Source organism: Candidatus Saccharimonadales bacterium, assembly GCA_040903985.1.
Lineage (GTDB): Bacteria > Patescibacteriota > Saccharimonadia > QS-5-54-17 > QS-5-54-17 > JBBDUI01.
The window spans coordinates 591,265-607,506 of record JBBDUI010000002.1; the positions used below are offsets into that span (position 1 = coordinate 591,265).

15 protein-coding genes and 4 tRNA genes are annotated in these 16,242 nt (G+C 49.5%); 11 read left to right on the forward strand and 8 right to left on the reverse strand.

Annotation, left to right across the window (positions count from 1 at the left end; genetic code table 11):
• The 9 genes from WD467_03200 to WD467_03240 all read left to right on the forward strand — a co-directional run bounded on the left by WD467_03200 (nt 1) and on the right by WD467_03240 (nt 6,967).
• Nucleotides 1–864, forward strand: coding sequence for a rhodanese-related sulfurtransferase (locus WD467_03200; protein MEX2452887.1), 864 nt, complete (start codon nt 1–3; stop codon nt 862–864).
• Between the two features lie 39 nt (nt 865–903).
• Nucleotides 904–2,325: an excinuclease ABC subunit UvrC gene (locus WD467_03205; protein ID MEX2452888.1), complete on the forward strand. Its 1,422-nt coding sequence runs from the start codon at nt 904–906 to the stop codon at nt 2,323–2,325.
• A 53-nt stretch (nt 2,326–2,378) separates the two neighbouring features.
• Entirely contained in the window at nt 2,379–2,726 is a 348-nt protein-coding gene (locus tag WD467_03210) for a phage holin family protein (protein MEX2452889.1), read from the forward strand.
• Nucleotides 2,727–2,733: 7 nt separating this feature from the next.
• Nucleotides 2,734–2,952, forward strand: a complete 219-nt coding sequence (gene secG / locus WD467_03215; GenBank protein MEX2452890.1) for a preprotein translocase subunit SecG — start codon at nt 2,734–2,736, stop codon at nt 2,950–2,952.
• The gene (locus WD467_03220; protein ID MEX2452891.1) at nt 2,953–4,701 is read left to right on the forward strand and encodes an ABC transporter substrate-binding protein; all 1,749 of its coding nucleotides are present in this window, start codon (nt 2,953–2,955) and stop codon (nt 4,699–4,701) included.
• 75 nt (nt 4,702–4,776) lie between these two features.
• Nucleotides 4,777–4,864 (forward strand) — tRNA-Leu (locus tag WD467_03225).
• A gap of 65 nt (nt 4,865–4,929) precedes the next feature.
• On the forward strand, nt 4,930–6,561 hold the full coding sequence (locus tag WD467_03230) for an FAD-binding oxidoreductase (protein ID MEX2452892.1): 1,632 nt from the start codon (nt 4,930–4,932) through the stop codon (nt 6,559–6,561).
• 61 nt (nt 6,562–6,622) lie between these two features.
• Nucleotides 6,623–6,709: transfer RNA gene (locus tag WD467_03235), tRNA-Leu, on the forward strand.
• A gap of 181 nt (nt 6,710–6,890) precedes the next feature.
• Nucleotides 6,891–6,967 (forward strand) — tRNA-Val (locus tag WD467_03240).
• 288 nt (nt 6,968–7,255) lie between these two features.
• Here the strand turns inward: WD467_03240 and WD467_03245 are convergent.
• From WD467_03245 to WD467_03280, 8 genes are all read right to left on the reverse strand, one after another.
• Nucleotides 7,256–7,954, reverse strand: a complete 699-nt coding sequence (locus WD467_03245; GenBank protein ID MEX2452893.1) for a hypothetical protein — start codon at nt 7,952–7,954, stop codon at nt 7,256–7,258.
• Nucleotides 7,951–8,970, reverse strand: a complete 1,020-nt coding sequence (locus WD467_03250) for a hypothetical protein (GenBank protein ID MEX2452894.1) — start codon at nt 8,968–8,970, stop codon at nt 7,951–7,953. The genes WD467_03245 and WD467_03250 overlap by 4 nt, the downstream gene beginning before the upstream one ends.
• Entirely contained in the window at nt 8,967–9,542 is a 576-nt protein-coding gene (locus tag WD467_03255) for a hypothetical protein (GenBank protein MEX2452895.1), read from the reverse strand. The genes WD467_03250 and WD467_03255 overlap by 4 nt, the downstream gene beginning before the upstream one ends.
• Nucleotides 9,543–9,690: 148 nt before the next feature.
• Nucleotides 9,691–10,089, reverse strand: coding sequence for a hypothetical protein (locus tag WD467_03260; GenBank protein ID MEX2452896.1), 399 nt, complete (start codon nt 10,087–10,089; stop codon nt 9,691–9,693).
• Nucleotides 10,089–10,826 carry a hypothetical protein gene (locus WD467_03265; protein MEX2452897.1) on the reverse strand — a complete coding sequence of 246 codons (738 nt, stop codon included), beginning with the start codon at nt 10,824–10,826 and terminating at the stop codon, nt 10,089–10,091. The genes WD467_03260 and WD467_03265 overlap by 1 nt, the downstream gene beginning before the upstream one ends.
• Nucleotides 10,827–11,097: 271 nt before the next feature.
• Nucleotides 11,098–12,600 carry a hypothetical protein gene (locus tag WD467_03270; protein ID MEX2452898.1) on the reverse strand — a complete coding sequence of 501 codons (1,503 nt, stop codon included), beginning with the start codon at nt 12,598–12,600 and terminating at the stop codon, nt 11,098–11,100.
• 172 nt (nt 12,601–12,772) lie between these two features.
• Complete coding sequence (locus WD467_03275; GenBank protein MEX2452899.1) at nt 12,773–13,150, reverse strand: response regulator; 378 nt, start codon at nt 13,148–13,150, stop codon at nt 12,773–12,775.
• Nucleotides 13,151–13,152: 2 nt separating this feature from the next.
• Nucleotides 13,153–14,934, reverse strand: a complete 1,782-nt coding sequence (locus WD467_03280) for an ATP-binding protein (protein ID MEX2452900.1) — start codon at nt 14,932–14,934, stop codon at nt 13,153–13,155.
• A gap of 128 nt (nt 14,935–15,062) precedes the next feature.
• Here WD467_03280 and WD467_03285 point away from each other — a divergent pair.
• A tRNA-Phe gene (locus tag WD467_03285) sits at nt 15,063–15,138 on the forward strand.
• A 443-nt stretch (nt 15,139–15,581) separates the two neighbouring features.
• Nucleotides 15,582–16,190, forward strand: a complete 609-nt coding sequence (locus tag WD467_03290) for a class I SAM-dependent methyltransferase (protein ID MEX2452901.1) — start codon at nt 15,582–15,584, stop codon at nt 16,188–16,190.
• The last annotated feature ends 52 nt before the right edge of the window (nt 16,191–16,242 follow it).

A 16,242-nucleotide genomic window follows, 5' to 3' on the forward strand; every position in this document is an offset into this window, starting at 1 on the left:
ATGCAGAAAGTAATTCTTTATTACAAATTCGTGCCCGTACCTGATCCGGAGACAGTTAAGTTCTGGCAGCGTAATATTTGCGAGCGCTACAACTTAAAAGGGCGTATCATCGTAGCTGATCAGGGCATCAACGGTACGCTCGGTGGCCATGTCGAGGACCTCAAGCGTTACGTACGGGAGATGAATCAGCATCCTATGTTCAAGGGCATCCAATATAAATGGAGTGAGGGTGTGGGTGATGACTTTCCGCGTTTGAGTGTGAAGGTGCGGCCTGAACTGGTGACTCTGGCCCCTGATGAGGAATTCGATGTATTCAACTCGACCCAAGGGTTGAAGCCGCAGCAGTGGCATGAATACTTAGAGCAGAATCCCGATGTAGTGATTCTTGATGCCCGCAATGAGTATGAGAGTGATATTGGCGCTTTCCGGGGTAAAAATGTCATTAAACCGAAGATCAAGACGTTCAAAGAGATCAAAAAAGAGTTAGCCAAACTACCTAAAGATCAGCCGGTTTTGACCTACTGTACTGGGGATGTACGCTGTGAGTACCTCAGCGCTTATATGAAGCATAAGGGATTTGATGAGGTCTATCATCTCGAGGGCGGTATCGTTAAATATGGCCAGGAGTTTAAGGATGAGGGTTACTGGGATGGCAAGTGCTTCGTTTTTGATAAGCGGCTGAACGTCGGCTTCTCTGAAGCAGCTCGAGATATTGGCCAGTGCATACATTGTAGTGGTGCCACATCTCGGCATATTAACTGCGCTAACGTGGCCTGTAATAATCTGGTACTAGTTTGCGATGACTGTGATCAACGTAGTACTTGTTCTAAGATCTGTGAGCAAATAGCTGTTTCTGCTCAGTAACAGGCACGATTCGGTCGATTGCTATAATTAAACCCTATTATGAATAAACGCGTACAGACGAAGCTAACTAAATTACCGAAGAGTCCTGGTGTCTATTTTCATAAAGACGCTAGCGGGGAGATCATTTATGTCGGTAAGGCGTCTAGTCTGCGTACCCGGGTACGCAGCTACTTTCAGTCGAACCGAGCACATGATTTTAAGACCCAGGCATTAGTAAATGAAATCGCCGATATCGAGTGGCTTGAGGTCGGTAGCGAGGTCGAAGCGCTATTTCTCGAGTCGGCCATGATAAAACGTTACATGCCGAAGTACAACATATTACTGCGCGATGATAAGAATTTCCTCTATGTAAAGATATCCGGTGATGTGTACCCGCGGGTCAGCTTTACCCGGCGACCGTTGGATGATGATGCGACCTATTTCGGGCCTTTTACCAGCGCTTTTGCCGTCCGCCGGGCCATGAAGCAGTTGCGCCGCAGCTTTCCTTATGTCACTCACCGGACACTACCCCGCCGCGCCTGCCTGCACTACCACTTGGGACTCTGCCCTGGACCGGAGATTGAGGCTATCAGTCCGGAGGATTATCGCCGTAATATTCAGCAGTTAAAGCGCTATTTAGCCGGGAAGGTGAGCATGGTGACTAAAGAGCTAGAGCGGGAGATGAAGCGGCAGTCGAGAGCACATAACTTCGAGATAGCAGCAAGAGTGCGCGATCAGCTACATAATCTTCAAGCCCTGCAGAAGCAGCATCTCTTTGGTCGAGAAGAGCTGTTTGATCTCGGTCGCGATCGAGCGCTATTAGATCTCCAATCCCTACTGAAACTGGACAAGCCACCGCGGCGGCTCGAATGTTATGACATTAGCCACCTGCAAGGTACGAATAACGTAGCCAGTATGGTGGTCTTCACCGACGGCGTGCCGAATCGAGGCGAGTACCGCAAATTCAAGCTGCGCCTGCAGGGTAACGACGATTTCGCTCACATGCAGGAGGTGCTGCAGCGCCGAGCCCGCCACTGGGATAGTTGGCCCCAGCCGGATGTGATCATTATCGATGGTGGTAAAGGTCAGGTGCGAGTAGTGGTGGAGACGCTAGAGTCACTAGGGATTCACGTACCTGTCATCGGGCTAGCTAAACGGTTCGAGCGGATCATCATGCCGCAGGGAGCAGGTAAGCAGTGCCGCTATGAGGAGATCGTGCTGCAGCAGAGCTCGCATCTGTTGAAACTGATCATGCATATTCGTGATGAGGCCCATCGCTTCGCCGTCACTTACCATTCACTACTGCGGAATAAGGCTCAAACAGCATCGGTCTTAGAGACGGTACCGGGGGTAGGTCCGGCCACCCGGAAGAAGTTGATTCGACAGTTTGGCTCTTATCGGGGCGTTAAGGCCGCTAGCGAGGCGGAACTAGCGGCAACCGTCGGCGCTAAGCTAGCTAAAAGTCTCAAGGAACAACTCTAGCGCTCGGCTAGGGTGTGAGGTTGAGAGTCGATTTTATGCTACAATAACCCCATATGATGAAAAAGTTTTTAATTCGCTGGGCAGTTAACGGCCTCGGACTTTGGTTGGCCGGTGAACTCATCGACGGTATTAGTTTTAACGGTGACTGGCGTGTGATTGCGGTAGCGGCTTTGATTTTCTCGATCGTGAACGCATTTGTCCGCCCGATTCTTATCATTCTCAGTTTGCCGGCTATTATCGTTACTCTCGGTCTCTTCACCTTAATCGTAAACAGCCTCATGCTGTATCTCGTCGAACTGCTCTACCCAGCCTTTTCGATCGCTACATTCGGGGCCGCCATCTTAGCTGTAGTTATAATCTGGGTAGTTAACTTTGCCGCCAACACCCTAATAAAGGAGTAGTTAGACTATGCAAGCAGCTCTTCATCTAGTATCTATGATTTCCGGAATCCTGATGATCGTGCTCATCCTGTCTCAGTCCCGCGGTACCGGTCTTGGTCAAGCTTTCGGTGGTGATAGTGCCTTTTACTTCTCGCGGCGGGGTATCGAGCTGGTCATGTACCAGTTGACGATTCTTTTCGCAGTAGTGTTTGTGCTCTCTATCGTGCTCGGATTAATGTCGGCATAGATGAGTCCTCTGCAGCAAGATAGGTTTAAAGCGGTGCTAGAGAAAGCGCAGACAGGGTGGCGCAAACTACGTAGCCAGTATGTAAAGTTTATCGCTACCCACCTCAAGGATCGGAGCTTACGCCGGACGGAGCGTTTCGTCTTCGGCTGGCTAGCAGTGTTTGCACTCATCATTATCTTGTTACTACAACAGATAGGTGCTTTAGACGAGCACTATCTCTCACCCGGCCCAGCCCCCGGCGGGCGGTATGTAGAAGGGATAGTCGGTAGTGTGGGTGGAATCAACCCACTCTTTCCCGACGGTCAGATTGCAGAAGCAGCTAATCGACTAGTATTTAGCGGTCTATTTAAGATCGGTGGTAGTGGCGATGTAGTAGCCGATATAGCACATGATTATGAGATTAATGAAGAACAGACCGTTTATACGGTGAACTTACGTGATGACGTCTACTGGCATGACGGAGAGCAGCTAACTGCCTCGGACGTGGCCTACACGGTAGGATTGATTCAAAACCCTGATGTCGGTTCACACTTACAGCTAAACTGGCAAGACATCGAGGTAGAAGTGCTCGACGAACTACGGATCGCCTTTACTCTACCGAATCCGTACGCTCCGTTTATCGGTCAGCTTACCGTCGGTATTCTGCCAGAGCACGCTTTGCAGGGGGTTGAGCCGGAGCGTTTACGCGTATCTTCCTTTAATAACCAGCCTATCGGGAGTGGCCCGTTCATGTTTGATGAGATTAATAATGATCAACAAGTACGGCTGCGAGCCAATAGTAACTACTATAAGGGTCCGCCTATGCTAAATCGCTTTATCATCGCCGCATACGAGACCGAGGCAGAGATGGTCGAGGCCTATAATCGTAATGAGTTAGGCGGGATGGTGCTCGATAGCTCATTTAATCCAGCTGGCTTGCAGCGGCCACAACGTTCGACGGTGTCTCGCCTGGAAGTTAGTGGCCAGGTATTTGCCTTCTACAATAACCAGGTGATTGGTCGTGAACTACGTCAGGCCTTAACGCAGAGTATCAACACTCGCGGTACTCGGCGAGCGCTTGGTCACGATTACCGCTACGCTGACAGCCCACTACTGCCGAGCCATTTAGGCTACCGCACCTCTCAGCTAGGATTTGACCAGGAGGCTGCCCGGGCTAAATTTGCGGCGGCTGAGCTAGAGTACCGTGATGGTAGGCTCTACCGTGACGATGAACCATTTAGCCTGCGCATAGTGACTCAGGATAGCTACGGCTACCCGGCAGCGGCCGAGAATCTGCGTCAACAATGGGAGGCCGCTGGTGTTGAGGTAGTAGTTACCGCTGTCGCTGGTATCGAGCTGCAGGAGGAGTACTTGCGGCCCCGTAACTTCGATATCTTACTATTCGGTATCGGTATCGGTCTCGATATCGACCCTGACGTGTACGCCTATTGGCATTCGTCGCAAGCTAAAGATCCTGGCCGTAATGTCTCCCAGTACGATTCTGAGGTCGCCGATACCAGCTTAGAAGATGGTCGCACCCGAACCGATTCTGAGCTTAGGGCAGCTAAATATGAGACTTTTCAGAATCGCTGGCGAGCCGATGCCCCGGCGCTAGCGCTTTATCGGCTACATGCTTACTATGTGAACCGAGAGGAACTACAGGGTCTCAGTGTATCTGACATAGCTCAACCTGCCGACCGTTATCATAATGTAGCGGACTGGACGATTAACACTCAGCCGACCCAAACCCGCCTGCTGCCTCGGTCCTAGAGACTAGTGGTAGGCCTGTGATCCGGGTATACTCTCCTAAGTAGCAGCTTAATATAGACAACCTGCATAGCTGGAGCCGAAGTGGTGGAATTGGTAGACACGCATGCTTCAGGAGCATGTGCTCATTACGAGCGTGGAGGTTCAAGTCCTCTCTTCGGCACCATTTGTGCAGGGAAATATGTTGTTAATAATTCATTTTGAAAACCGAACCTGTTATGATAAGTCGTAATGAGTAACCTAGCCGACCATTTACGCAAACACTTGCGAGGGGAAGTCCTCGATGCAAAACCGGCCATCGACTACTTCTCGACTGATAGTAGTATTTTCAAGGTTCAACCAAGAGCCATCATCTATCCGCGTAACGTCACCGACTTACGTAAAATCGCTAAGTTTAGTTCCCAGCTAGCCGAACGGGGCAAGAAACTACCGATTACTGCTCGTGGTAAAGGTACCGACCAGAGCGGTGGAGCTATCGGCGATGGTTTGATGGTGGTACTGCCGGCCCACATGAATAAATTGATCGATCTCGATCGTGAGAGTGTGACCGTCCAGCCGGGCATGCTCTACGGAGATTTGCAGCGTACTCTTTTTAGTCATCGCCGCTACCTCCCCCCGTATCCTTCAAGTATTGAATATTCTACACTGGGTGGTGCGGTAGCTAATAATGCTCGAGGAGAGAAATCACTCAAATATGGCTCAACCGCTGACTACATCCAGGAGCTGGAGGTAGTCCTCTCTAACGGTGACGTCATCCGTACTCGTCCGCTTAGTAAGCGGGAGTTAAGTCGTAAGATGGGGCAGTCGGACTTTGAAGGGGAGATTTATCGTAAAATCGACGGTCTGCTGGCCGACAACGCCGAGCAGATCGAGGCCGCCAGGATCAATGTCAGTAAGAATTCGGCCGGTTATGCCCTCTGGGATGTCCGACAGCCGGACGGGGGAGTGGATCTATCACGTTTAATTGCCGGCTCTCAAGGAACACTGGGTATGGTAAGTGAGATTACTTTTCGGACTGAAGCTTACAACCCTGACACGCATTTGATGGCCATCTTCTTCGATGAAGTGGTCCAGGCCGGCCAAGCGGTCGAGTTATTGACTCAGCTAGCTCCCAGTGCAATGGAGGTGGTAGATCACTATCTGCTCGACTTCCTCCGTCGTCATCAACCGGATCAACTATCTGGTATCGTCGAAGGTGAATTACCTAAGCTAGTCTTCTTAGTCGAATTCGATGATGAGAAGGCTACTACGCGGAAGCGCAAGGTAAAGAAAGCGCAGAAGCTGCTCCAGGATATAGCGCGAGAGATCAAGGTTTGTACCGACTATGAAGATCAAGAGGACTTATGGAAAATACGTCGTAGTGCGGCCGCGTTGATCTGGCAGGACAAAGGCAAGAAAAAGGCATTGCCAATTATTGAAGATGGGGTAGTACCGGCCGACAAACTGACTGAATTCCTAGAAAAGTCTTACCAGCTGTTTGGCCGCTATAAACTAGAGATTGCCGTATGGGGACATGCGGGTAATGGCAACCTGCACATGCAGCCGTTTCTAGATTTGGATAACTCTGGTGATCGTCAAACTGTAATCAAACTCATGGATGAGTTCTACGCTATGGTCGCGGAGATGGGTGGTAGTACTTCTGGTGAGCATAATGACGGTCGCTTGCGGGCACCTTACCTCAAAGAGCTCTATGGCGATGAAATCTATGCCTTGTTTAACGAAGTCAAACAGCTATTTGATCCACAAGGCATCCTTAATCCTGGTGTGAAGCTGGGAGTGACACGAGACATGCTACGCAAGCAGATGCGCCGGGAGTACGACGTTAAGCATCTCTACGATCATATGCCTCACGCCCATCAGTAGGTATTCTCGGTTGCCGCTACTGGTAGCTTCAGTGTAGAATAGCCAGGCAGTTTAGGTGTATGCCGCGGTGGCGGAACTGGTAGACGCGCAGGCTTGAGGGGCCTGTGGTCGCAAGACTGTGAGAGTTCGAGTCTCTCCCGCGGCACCACGTCAAAGCTTGGCTTTGACTTTCACATTCATCATCACTACGTTTAATGATGAGTGCTGCAGTTCCTGCCAGCTTTTCCTTAGAATTCGAAAACACCATAAGATGTTTTCGAATTTGTATAAAATATGCCCAGTATGGATGACTAGCTGTAAATATCCTATACTAGATACTGTTCGTGTAAGGGCGATTAGCTCAGTTGGCTAGAGCACCTCGTTTACACCGAGGGGGTCGGAGGTTCGAGTCCTCCATCGCCCACCATGAAAGTACCCTGCACAAGCAGGGTACTTTCATGGTGGAGTAATTAAGACGAGAACTAAATCTCTTGCGCAAGCAAACGAGGTTTTGGCGCCAGAGAGTTGCGCGCAAGAGCTTGTTATGAGCACAACGAACGCGCAGAGCGAAGCACAGTCTTCCATCGCCCAACCATCCCAGACTAAGCTTACAGCTTTAGGATTGTTTTCCCCACCCAGTCCAACAGTATCATTTTGACTGGGTGGGGAAGACAATCATGGTATCTAACTACAATTTTATCTCTCGAGCTAGATGTTAGAGGGTAGTCTCGCTACCCGGTATCCAGGAATCATTATCCCGTATGTAGAGGTAGGGTGTTGCCGGTGCTGATGATAGTGCTACCAGATAGCCGTACATAGGCTTAACCCGTTGAGGAGTAACAGTTCGTGAACCGGTCGGGCCAGAGTTGACAGTTTCATGGCCGATGAAAGTAGTAGCTGATGAGCCTATAACGCCTGTCCACGCTACTTGAACGGCCGCCATCTCCATATTCCCAGAGATAGTGGAATCTTCTTGGACCTCTCGTCCAACATATAGCAGGAGCAGGTCGGAATCGTCTGCAGTTGCCGTAATTCCGGGCACTTCAAGGGATGAAACATCGGATGAACTACCAGCCTGGACTCCAATGGCATCGATAGAGGAGTTCGCTGTTAAGTGAACAGTCATAGCTACAATGGCACCTTGGTGCGTAGAGTTAATCGTCACTGAACTAGGGATGGTATTCCCAGCCTCTATATACCAGATTCCAAAGTAACAGTACTGCCAGCCGCCGGTCTCCAGTTCATTCCAGCCACTACTATCAGCTAGAGACAGAGCGGAGCCGGTTTGGGATGAATTCTGATTAACTATTATGAAAACTCCACCGTTAGAGACGCCATTTGAGAGATCTATCGTCAGGGAGGTAGCACTTGTCGAGGTGTCCCAAGATGGTTCGTAAGCATGGATGGCACTCACCAGGAGACTCCAGCGATCCAGCTGTTGTAACTCTCATAACTATTGGCTTCTCTCCAGGTGGTATCAGGTGCGACGTCACTACCGGAAGGTGCGGTCTCTAGAACATTAGTAGTATTTGCAGTCGCACCGTTTTGGATCTCGTATGCTCCATAGGTATTGTTCCAGCTACGAATGTCAGTTAAATCCACATGGCATGGTAGTTCATTGTTTTTGCCGTCAATCATGATGCCGAAAGAGCCGGATTGACCGACCCAAACTCTTTCCAGACTGGCAGACACACCACTTCCACTGGGTTCTGATGCGATCTGGACATGACCCTCTTTGACTGGATCGCCGTTCAGGTCAAGACCAAGGGTAGAGTCAAGAATTTGAATATTATTTCCTGTTTCGATTTGTATTGTATCGTTATGCTTAGCGGTTTGGGGGTCAATATCGTTTTGGGGATCGTATACGTTCCAGATGCGACAACCCTGTACGATTGAGTCCGAAGAGTACTGCTTAATACCATCGTGGTAGCAATCATAGATATTACAGCCTACAGCAGCGAGTCGCGCATTAGCTGCGGTCCAGTAAATACCGTTCTCGCCCCCGCCGCCGGCACCTACGGCCTGCGAATGCTGACAGTACCAAGAGATGATTCGGTCGTTGCCGTTATCCCAGCCCGATCCTGCATGAAGGCGGAGCTCACGTTCAAATTTTAGACCCACAAACACTATCCGAGAACACCCCTCCATGGATAGTCTCTCATTGATAACCACGTTGCCTGGTGTTTCCGCCTTAAGAATCAACCAGTCGTCGTGGGTGGCATCGGCTAGTAGACCGGCGCTATAGGTGCCGTTGGGTATGACTATAGTCTGTCCGCCGCTTTGATCAACGTAGGTTCTAAAATCGGGGCCCAGGTCGAGGGGCTCAGGATCTCCTGGTCCAGCACTCTGCTCCCACGCTACAGTAGAACCACTTTGAGCATTGACCCAACGGTTATTATCGGGATCGGCAAAGAAAGTATCTAAACTCATTCTGATGGTTTGACGAGACGGTCGCCAGAGTTAATATTAGCAGGAGTGGCGATTCCATTTTCGGGATCGGCCGGGTCTGAAGTATTAGATAGGCCAACGAAGACAATCGGATTGATTCCAGCTGACCTGGCCGGTGCGTCAGCAGACCAAACACCGGCTGCTGTCTCAATAATTGTAAGGCCCACCAAACTTGTTACTCCGGCTCCGTTGTCAATTTCGGCTTTAGTGTAATAATCGGTGAGATCCGGCGTGGCCTTGAGGGTGTAGTTACCGTCCTCTGTTGTTGGAACCATGTCATCCGCTGCTTCAGTCGGGTCGGGTAGATTACCCTCACTACTTACGCCGCTCACCATATCATCTACGTACTGCTTAGTAGCGGCGTGAAGATCATTGGCGGGATCGTCATTAAGGATGAGTGGGCCGGTTAAGGTGCCACCGTTGATGTCGAGTTTATTATCGATCTCAGCACCGCGTTTAAGTGTTCCATCGGAATTATGTTCAACGAGAAGATACTCGTTAAGGATATCTCCCCATACTCCTTGATCGGAACCTGGTATTGGTAGGCGCGCCATAGGCAGTCTCCCCCGTGTTTATTTTCTAACTGCCTACGCTTATAGACACAAGTGAAGAGACGGGCTTAAGCTGTTGCATTTTAGCTTAATACTCATCTTCACTTTCTAATCTCACTCAGGCTTTATGTATCCGATGAGTAAGGGCTTGTTAACCATCTAGGGGATCAACAAATCTAAGCTTAGTCCATTCACCAGTTGAGGGCTCATACGAGGCTAAATGTGCGAAGTAGATGGGCTGTTGCAGATGCTCTGGTATGAACTCTAGATCACCGTCTAGGGTTACCGCTAGGACGTGTTTAACTGTAGCTGCGCTAGGATCAAGGGTGAGGTTGTGCGTGGTAGCCATCGCGCTACATTTACCCTCTAGCTGATCACAAGTGGTAGCAGGAAGTAAGCTGTTTGATTGCTCAGCCATGAGCTGGCGGCACGGGCGTAAGCCGGACAACTCTTGGATTATAACTGTTAGTGATCCATCAGTTACTTCGAAATCGCACCATGGGGTGGGGTGATTAGGATCGCGTCGAGAGACAATAGTCGAATCTATCATTAGGTGCTCTCCATGGCGATAAGTGATTTACGAACGGCTGAAAAAGTATTATACGCACTGGCTCCAGTGGTAGAGCGACTATAAACCTGAGCGAATGCCTGGTCTTGATTATTGGGATGCGCGGCTACTGTAACTACTGGGACTGTATTGAAGGCAGTGGTCCAGGTTACTGATTCGCTCTGAGCGGAACCGGCTGTAATTTTGGCTTCTATATGTGGTATGGGGGGTAAGTCAGCGTAAGCTAGGGCAGTCCCGGCGCCGTTGACTGTCGGCACTTGACCCACTGTACCGATGGGGAGTCGGGTAGTGGTTGTGCCGTTGTGAGTTAAAAGATCACCTGATGTAGTAAGAGGAGTAGCACTCCCAAAAGCTACTCCGCCGCTTCCATCCGGTTGCAGTACTTTGCTAGCATCAACTTCCGTAGCGGCAAGTGACTCAATAACTAGCTCATCACTACCACCATTCTGGTGGCTAGCGGCATGGGCACTAACCCCCAGGCTATCGACGTATCCTTTGGTAGCTGCATCACTATTATCGATAGGATTAGCTAGTCCAATGATGCGGTTACTACCTAAGTTAAGATTACCGCTCATAGTGCCACCACTTAGATTAAGTTTGGCATCTATATCACCCCCTCGCTTCAAGGTTCCGTCTGAGTCAAGCTCTACTTCAAGAAACTCATTGAGTATATGGCCCCAGGTTCCTTCATCGGCGCCCGGGATAGGTAATCGTGGCATGGTGTGCTTGTATCCTTGTTTATTTCTTTGAAATACTCTTAAAAGAGGTGCAGCACACCTTAACTGTATCGCGGTTATGGTTTAGGGACAAGGGGGTGAACCTCCACCTGCCGGTAAAACTTATTTTTCTCGAGATACACCAAAGAGCTCTCAGCTGTTGCCCTTCGACATTGTTTACTTGCTGCAGGTGTCGGGTGTATATAGATGCAGAAAGCTTCAGTTACTGATCGATACAATGGTTCAACTAGGTATTACGGCGTAGAGGCCTGGCCTAATAGTGGCTAGCCTCTGGGGCTAGGAGCAGAGCCTCGGGCAGAGAATGTGGAAAAGTTATTGTAGATAGTTGTACGACACTTGTTGAGTAGGGTGTGAAGTACAGCTTGCCGTTAGGAGCTGCACACGCCCCTGAATTACTGATCCCAGAGCCGCTATAGATCTCCTCGACTTCTCCGGTAATCAAGTCACAAGCCACAAAGGCTGCCGGGACCGCGCTGCGATAGAAGTAGAGTCGTCCATCGTGCCCTAGCGCACCTGATCGGAATACCGCAGTTGTGGCGGGATGGACGAACTCTGCAGTCTGAGTCCACGGGTCAATACGAATATACCCCAGAGTCGCTGCAGTTGAAGAAGAGGGAAACAAATACACTGCACCATCAGGGCCAACACACCCGCCCACCCACTGACGGTTCGATTCCCCTTGAGCTCGGTCAAGCCCATAGTTTGTCTGCCAGGCTTCTTCAGTCTCGGGATCAATAACCAAGATGCCGTCCAGCGTATTTTGCAGACCATATGGAGCACAGTAGATCAACCCGTCAGGACCGAGCACTCCACCATGATATTTGAAGGACGCAGGCATATCTAGGCCCGGATCCCACCGCTTGGCGGTCCCTGCCACAGTGTCGATAATCAAGATATCGGTAGCGTTATACGGGATGCCCACAATCTTGCCGGTAGCTGTTACTGCTGACCCATACCACTTGCCAGTGCCCGATAGGTCAAGGCCAAAGTTCTCAAGAGTAGCGGTGTTATCAGAAGGGTTAATCACCAAGGAGAACTCACTGCTAGAGGGCATAGAGTAGACCTTGCCATCCAGGCCTAGTTGACCGCCCATCCATTTTGTGGAATCTGACATATCTAGTCCGAAATTTTCGAGAGTTGCCGTGTCGTTTGTCGAATCCACAACGATTACATTGTCGAAATTGCGAGGAAGCATATAGATCCGGCCATCAGGCGTAAGTACGCCACCACCCTCACATCGCTGACCAAAGGAGACCAAGCCTAGACCGTAGTCATTCATTGTAGCTACAGCAGAGGCTCCCTGTCGACGCAGGCCATGAACGTGTTGCTTCAGCAGGGAGACATAAGGCCCTTCATCTACCGTGGCAGAGAGAGGGGCCTTATCATCCAGTGCACTCTGGAGCCCGGAGACGGCGGCTATAGTATGTACGCTACTGCCACTTGCATGATCGGAGAGTTCACTATCGGTGTAGCTCTCAGCTGTAGCTTCAGCTGCCGCTTGGGCCGCACCCACTAGACTGTCAACGTAGGTCTTAGTTACGGCGTCTTGGGGGTCTTCTGGATCGGCTAGTCCGAGAATGCGGTTACTACTAAGTAATAACGGTCCAGTTAGAGTGCCGCCAGATAAGCCAAGCTTACTGTCGATGTCACTACTGCGCTTTAGGCTACCGTCTGAATTCAGCTCGACACTCAAGAACTCGTTGAGAATATCACCCCAAACACCTTTATCCGAGCCAGGTATAGGTAGTCGAGCCATAGTTTGTGTTGCCGCCCCTTGCTTGGACTAACTGCCACGTTATTTTATAATGTTTATGGTAGCTTAAATCAGGTTTTAGGGCAAGGCGAAGTAAATCTCGGCCAGTAAAGCTCCCGTATTGTTATGTAGCAGAAGAAGCATTCACTGGGTCTGTTCTATATAACTACTGAGATTAAGCACTCATGTTAAGCCGTTCTTTTACTTTAGTCACGATGTCTTCTAGCTCCCAATCGGCCTTGGTGAGATAGTCGGTTACACCTAGGTTTAAGAAATCCAGCACTTTATCACTAGTGTCAGAGTTGGTCAGCACCATGACTATGACTTTATCCCCATCGGGTAGCGCGCGCAGTTTTGTCAGCATCTCCTTGCCATCCATATTCGGCATGAGAATATCGAGTAATATAACGTCCGGTAGCCATGACTCAATGGTTGCAAGCGCTACCGCGCCGTCATCAGCGACTTTGACAATAAACCCTTCATCTTCAAAGGTATCACTCAGTACATTGCGCAGCGATTTATTGTCTTCAACGATCAGTATTTTTTTATCCATAGCTATTCCTCACTTGTTTTGGCCATTATATCATTATCCTGGTCTGGTATAGTGACTGAGAATTGGGTGCCTTTGCCAATCTTAGAGTCGAACCAGATCTCTCCGCCCAGCCGATCGATAGCCGCTTTTGCAGTGTAGAGGCCCAGACCGGTGCCTTCTTCGCTACCAGTTACGGCATTTTTAGCGCGGAACAATTTAGTAAAGAGCTTCGACTGCTCACCGGAAGGTATACCTATACCTGAATCCTCTATACTGATGACGGCACCACCTTTCAGATGCTCAGATTTACCAGAGTACGGTACTGAGGTTAGAGTGATCTCTCCGTCGGATGGGGTATATTTCACGGCGTTGGATATGAGGTTTTGCACTACCATCTCTAATAACCTCATATCCGATTTCAAGGCTAGTTTAGGTGCTAGCTTAGTAGTTACTTTTAGCGACTTCTCTTTAATTAGTGGCTGGAGATCATTGAGGGCTTCCTCGATGGCAGTGTTGGGATCGATAGTCTCAAGCTGCAGTTTAGCCGTTTTGAGCTCTAGGCGAGATACATTTAGGTAGTCACTAAGCAGGCCGGTGAGGCGAGCGCTATCTTCATGGATAGTTTCGAGGTAGCCGCGTTCTTTGGGCTTGAGATCAGTGCTTCTCAGTAATCGTTCGGTGTACCATTTAATCGCGCTTAAAGGTGTACGCAGCTGGTGGGAAGCTAGAGAGACGAACTCGTCTTTGGCCCGTGCGATAGCCTGTTCCTCGCTAATGTCGTGGAACACTTCAATCGCGCCAATGTGCTGATTATCTAGCACGATAGGTGTTGAGGTAATAGCTACCGGCACCGGCTGGCCGTTGTAGTTGTGATAGTAGTAGGTGTCTTCATGTTCCGAGGTTTGAGTGGCCAGGGTTTTAAGCAGGGGTGTGTGTTTAGTCGGTATGACATGGCCCGTTTCATTATATAGACGGAACATCTCCGAGTAGCTTTTACCGATGAGGTTGCTTTCGTAGTAGTTAAACATCCGCTCCACTGTCGGATTGACCATAATAATACGTCCTTTAGAGTCGACAGCAATTACACCTTCGCCGATGCTTTGGAGCAGGGCAACGTCACGGGCTTTTTTACGCTCTAGAGTATCTAGGTTATTTTTCAATGATTCACTGATGATTTTACGCTGCCTGATCTCATCCTGCAGCTGGGTGTAGATATCGGCCAGTTGCTGTTCTCGCTCCTGGAAAAGGCTGGCCTTCTGGTCCAGGCTATCTTGGTAGAAGTAGAGGAAGCCGGCCACCAAGGAAACACTAAGTATCAACTGCTGGAATGTGCCGGCATCGTAGGAGATAGTGAAGACTGCGATAGCGCCGATATCTACCGCCAGGAACATAGCCGCGAGGATTAAAACCAGAATTAACAGCCAGATACTGCCCCCCCTCTTACCCTTAAGGAAGGTCGCAACTACCGGGAAGATGAAGAACCAGAAGATAGTGCTATTACTTAACCCGCTAGAGAGAATAGAGGAGAGCACGACCGACAGGCAGAGTAGTATGACTAGCGAAGAAGCTAGATCGTATGAGTAGCGTTTGAGGATCCAGAGACTCAGCCACAGGCCTAGTAGTACCAGACAGTTAAAGACGGCCAGAGACAGGGCGTCGATAATGATAAAGTAGCCACTCTGACCGATTATCAGGGCGACTAGTAGCAGTACAAAGCGGTGCAGGAATTTCTCTTGATAAGCGGTATCTACCAGCTCGTTAACCGGCGTCTTGCGTTCTTTGCCTTCGTATTTCATATTAAGCATAATCGTTATCTACGATTGTAGCATGGGAAGTATCTTAACTTGCGTTAAACATCAGGGGAATCTACACTTTATGGGTGGTATAGTATGACGAGTTTCATGTAAGCTGGTAGTGCTTTCCATTATTTTGGGGCGAGATAGCTCAGTTGGTAGAGCAGTGGCCTGAAGAGCCTCGTGTCCTCGGTTCGAATCCGAGTCTCGCCACCATAAGTATGAACTGACCGAAGCGTCAGTTCATACTTATGGATGACTAAAAGTCATGGATTCGAACCGAAACCCCGCCTTGGCGGGGCGGTACGCTGAAGCGATACAGCGCGCAGTTGCTCGCAGCGAGCACTGTTGAGCGGAAATCGCGCAAGCGATAATCCGAGTCTCGCCACCACGCCAGACTAAACCCACAGCTTCCGCAAAAACAGCGGAAGCTGTTTTTGCTTCCAGCTTTCAGTTTGTCCTCCTCTTCCGATTAAAACGTTACTGTTTTAATCGGAAGAGGACAAGGAGATACTTATGAATGACTGAAAATTATGGACTCGTATCTGAAGCCCCGCTATAGGCCGGGTGATTCTTTGGAGCGAGCCAGCGCGCAGATACTGTATTTAGCTTTTCGATCGACTTTACTTCTAATTATGATTTACATATATTGGCTATAAATGACGTTTCAATACCGTTGGCCTTGGACCTATAAACTTTTTATTCCTCTTACTCAGCGGAAGCATGTGCTTGAAGCTTTCAAGCAGGCCGTGGGGGTTGACGTTACCGTTCTTGATGTTGCAGGTGGATTTGGCCATATGAGACGCGCCATGGATAGCTCTGTTATCTACCGAGGGATAGATATTAATAAGACATTCATTGCCTATGCACAGAAGCGAGGCACAGACATGCGTTATGGTGATATCTTCTATCCTTCCGCGTATGAATCATCGGATGTCGTTGTCATGTCGGACGTGCTACATCACATACCTCGTGATAAATGGCCGGATTTATTGCGCCTTACCCTTAGTAGCGCTCAGCAAAGACTTGTCATTCTGGAGCCGGCCTTCTTGGGCGTATCGAATCGTAATCGCATGTTCGGTCCTCTAGTGGACTGGTTATTTAAAAAGCTCGACAATGACGGCACTGGAGAAGTTGAGACCTGGTATACGAAGGATGAGTACGTCGCTATGCTCGAAGGTGGGCTCGGGCTCAAAGAGGCTGATGAGTTTAGTTTTAGTTGCGAGGATGTATTCCCGTACCTTTTGATTACTTACAGTAGGAAATAATATGAGTGAATCTAACTTCGGCTGATACAGATATCCCGAACACTTACATCCA

What these genes read in the sequence shown, in the direction of transcription:
- WD467_03200 (MEX2452887.1), top strand. Translation starts at nt 1, where the DNA reads ATGCAGAAAGTAATTCTTTATTACAAATTCGTGCCCGTACCTGATCCG.
- WD467_03205 (MEX2452888.1), top strand. Translation starts at nt 904, where the DNA reads ATGAATAAACGCGTACAGACGAAGCTAACTAAATTACCGAAGAGTCCT.
- WD467_03210 (MEX2452889.1), top strand. Translation starts at nt 2,379, where the DNA reads ATGATGAAAAAGTTTTTAATTCGCTGGGCAGTTAACGGCCTCGGACTT.
- secG (MEX2452890.1), top strand. Translation starts at nt 2,734, where the DNA reads ATGCAAGCAGCTCTTCATCTAGTATCTATGATTTCCGGAATCCTGATG.
- WD467_03220 (MEX2452891.1), top strand. Translation starts at nt 2,953, where the DNA reads ATGAGTCCTCTGCAGCAAGATAGGTTTAAAGCGGTGCTAGAGAAAGCG.
- WD467_03230 (MEX2452892.1), top strand. Translation starts at nt 4,930, where the DNA reads ATGAGTAACCTAGCCGACCATTTACGCAAACACTTGCGAGGGGAAGTC.
- WD467_03250 (MEX2452894.1), bottom strand. Translation starts at nt 8,970, where the DNA reads ATGAGTTTAGATACTTTCTTTGCCGATCCCGATAATAACCGTTGGGTC.
- WD467_03255 (MEX2452895.1), bottom strand. Translation starts at nt 9,542, where the DNA reads ATGGCGCGCCTACCAATACCAGGTTCCGATCAAGGAGTATGGGGAGAT.
- WD467_03260 (MEX2452896.1), bottom strand. Translation starts at nt 10,089, where the DNA reads ATGATAGATTCGACTATTGTCTCTCGACGCGATCCTAATCACCCCACC.
- WD467_03265 (MEX2452897.1), bottom strand. Translation starts at nt 10,826, where the DNA reads ATGCCACGATTACCTATCCCGGGCGCCGATGAAGGAACCTGGGGCCAT.
- WD467_03270 (MEX2452898.1), bottom strand. Translation starts at nt 12,600, where the DNA reads ATGGCTCGACTACCTATACCTGGCTCGGATAAAGGTGTTTGGGGTGAT.
- WD467_03275 (MEX2452899.1), bottom strand. Translation starts at nt 13,150, where the DNA reads ATGGATAAAAAAATACTGATCGTTGAAGACAATAAATCGCTGCGCAAT.
- WD467_03280 (MEX2452900.1), bottom strand. Translation starts at nt 14,934, where the DNA reads ATGCTTAATATGAAATACGAAGGCAAAGAACGCAAGACGCCGGTTAAC.
- WD467_03290 (MEX2452901.1), top strand. Translation starts at nt 15,582, where the DNA reads ATGACGTTTCAATACCGTTGGCCTTGGACCTATAAACTTTTTATTCCT.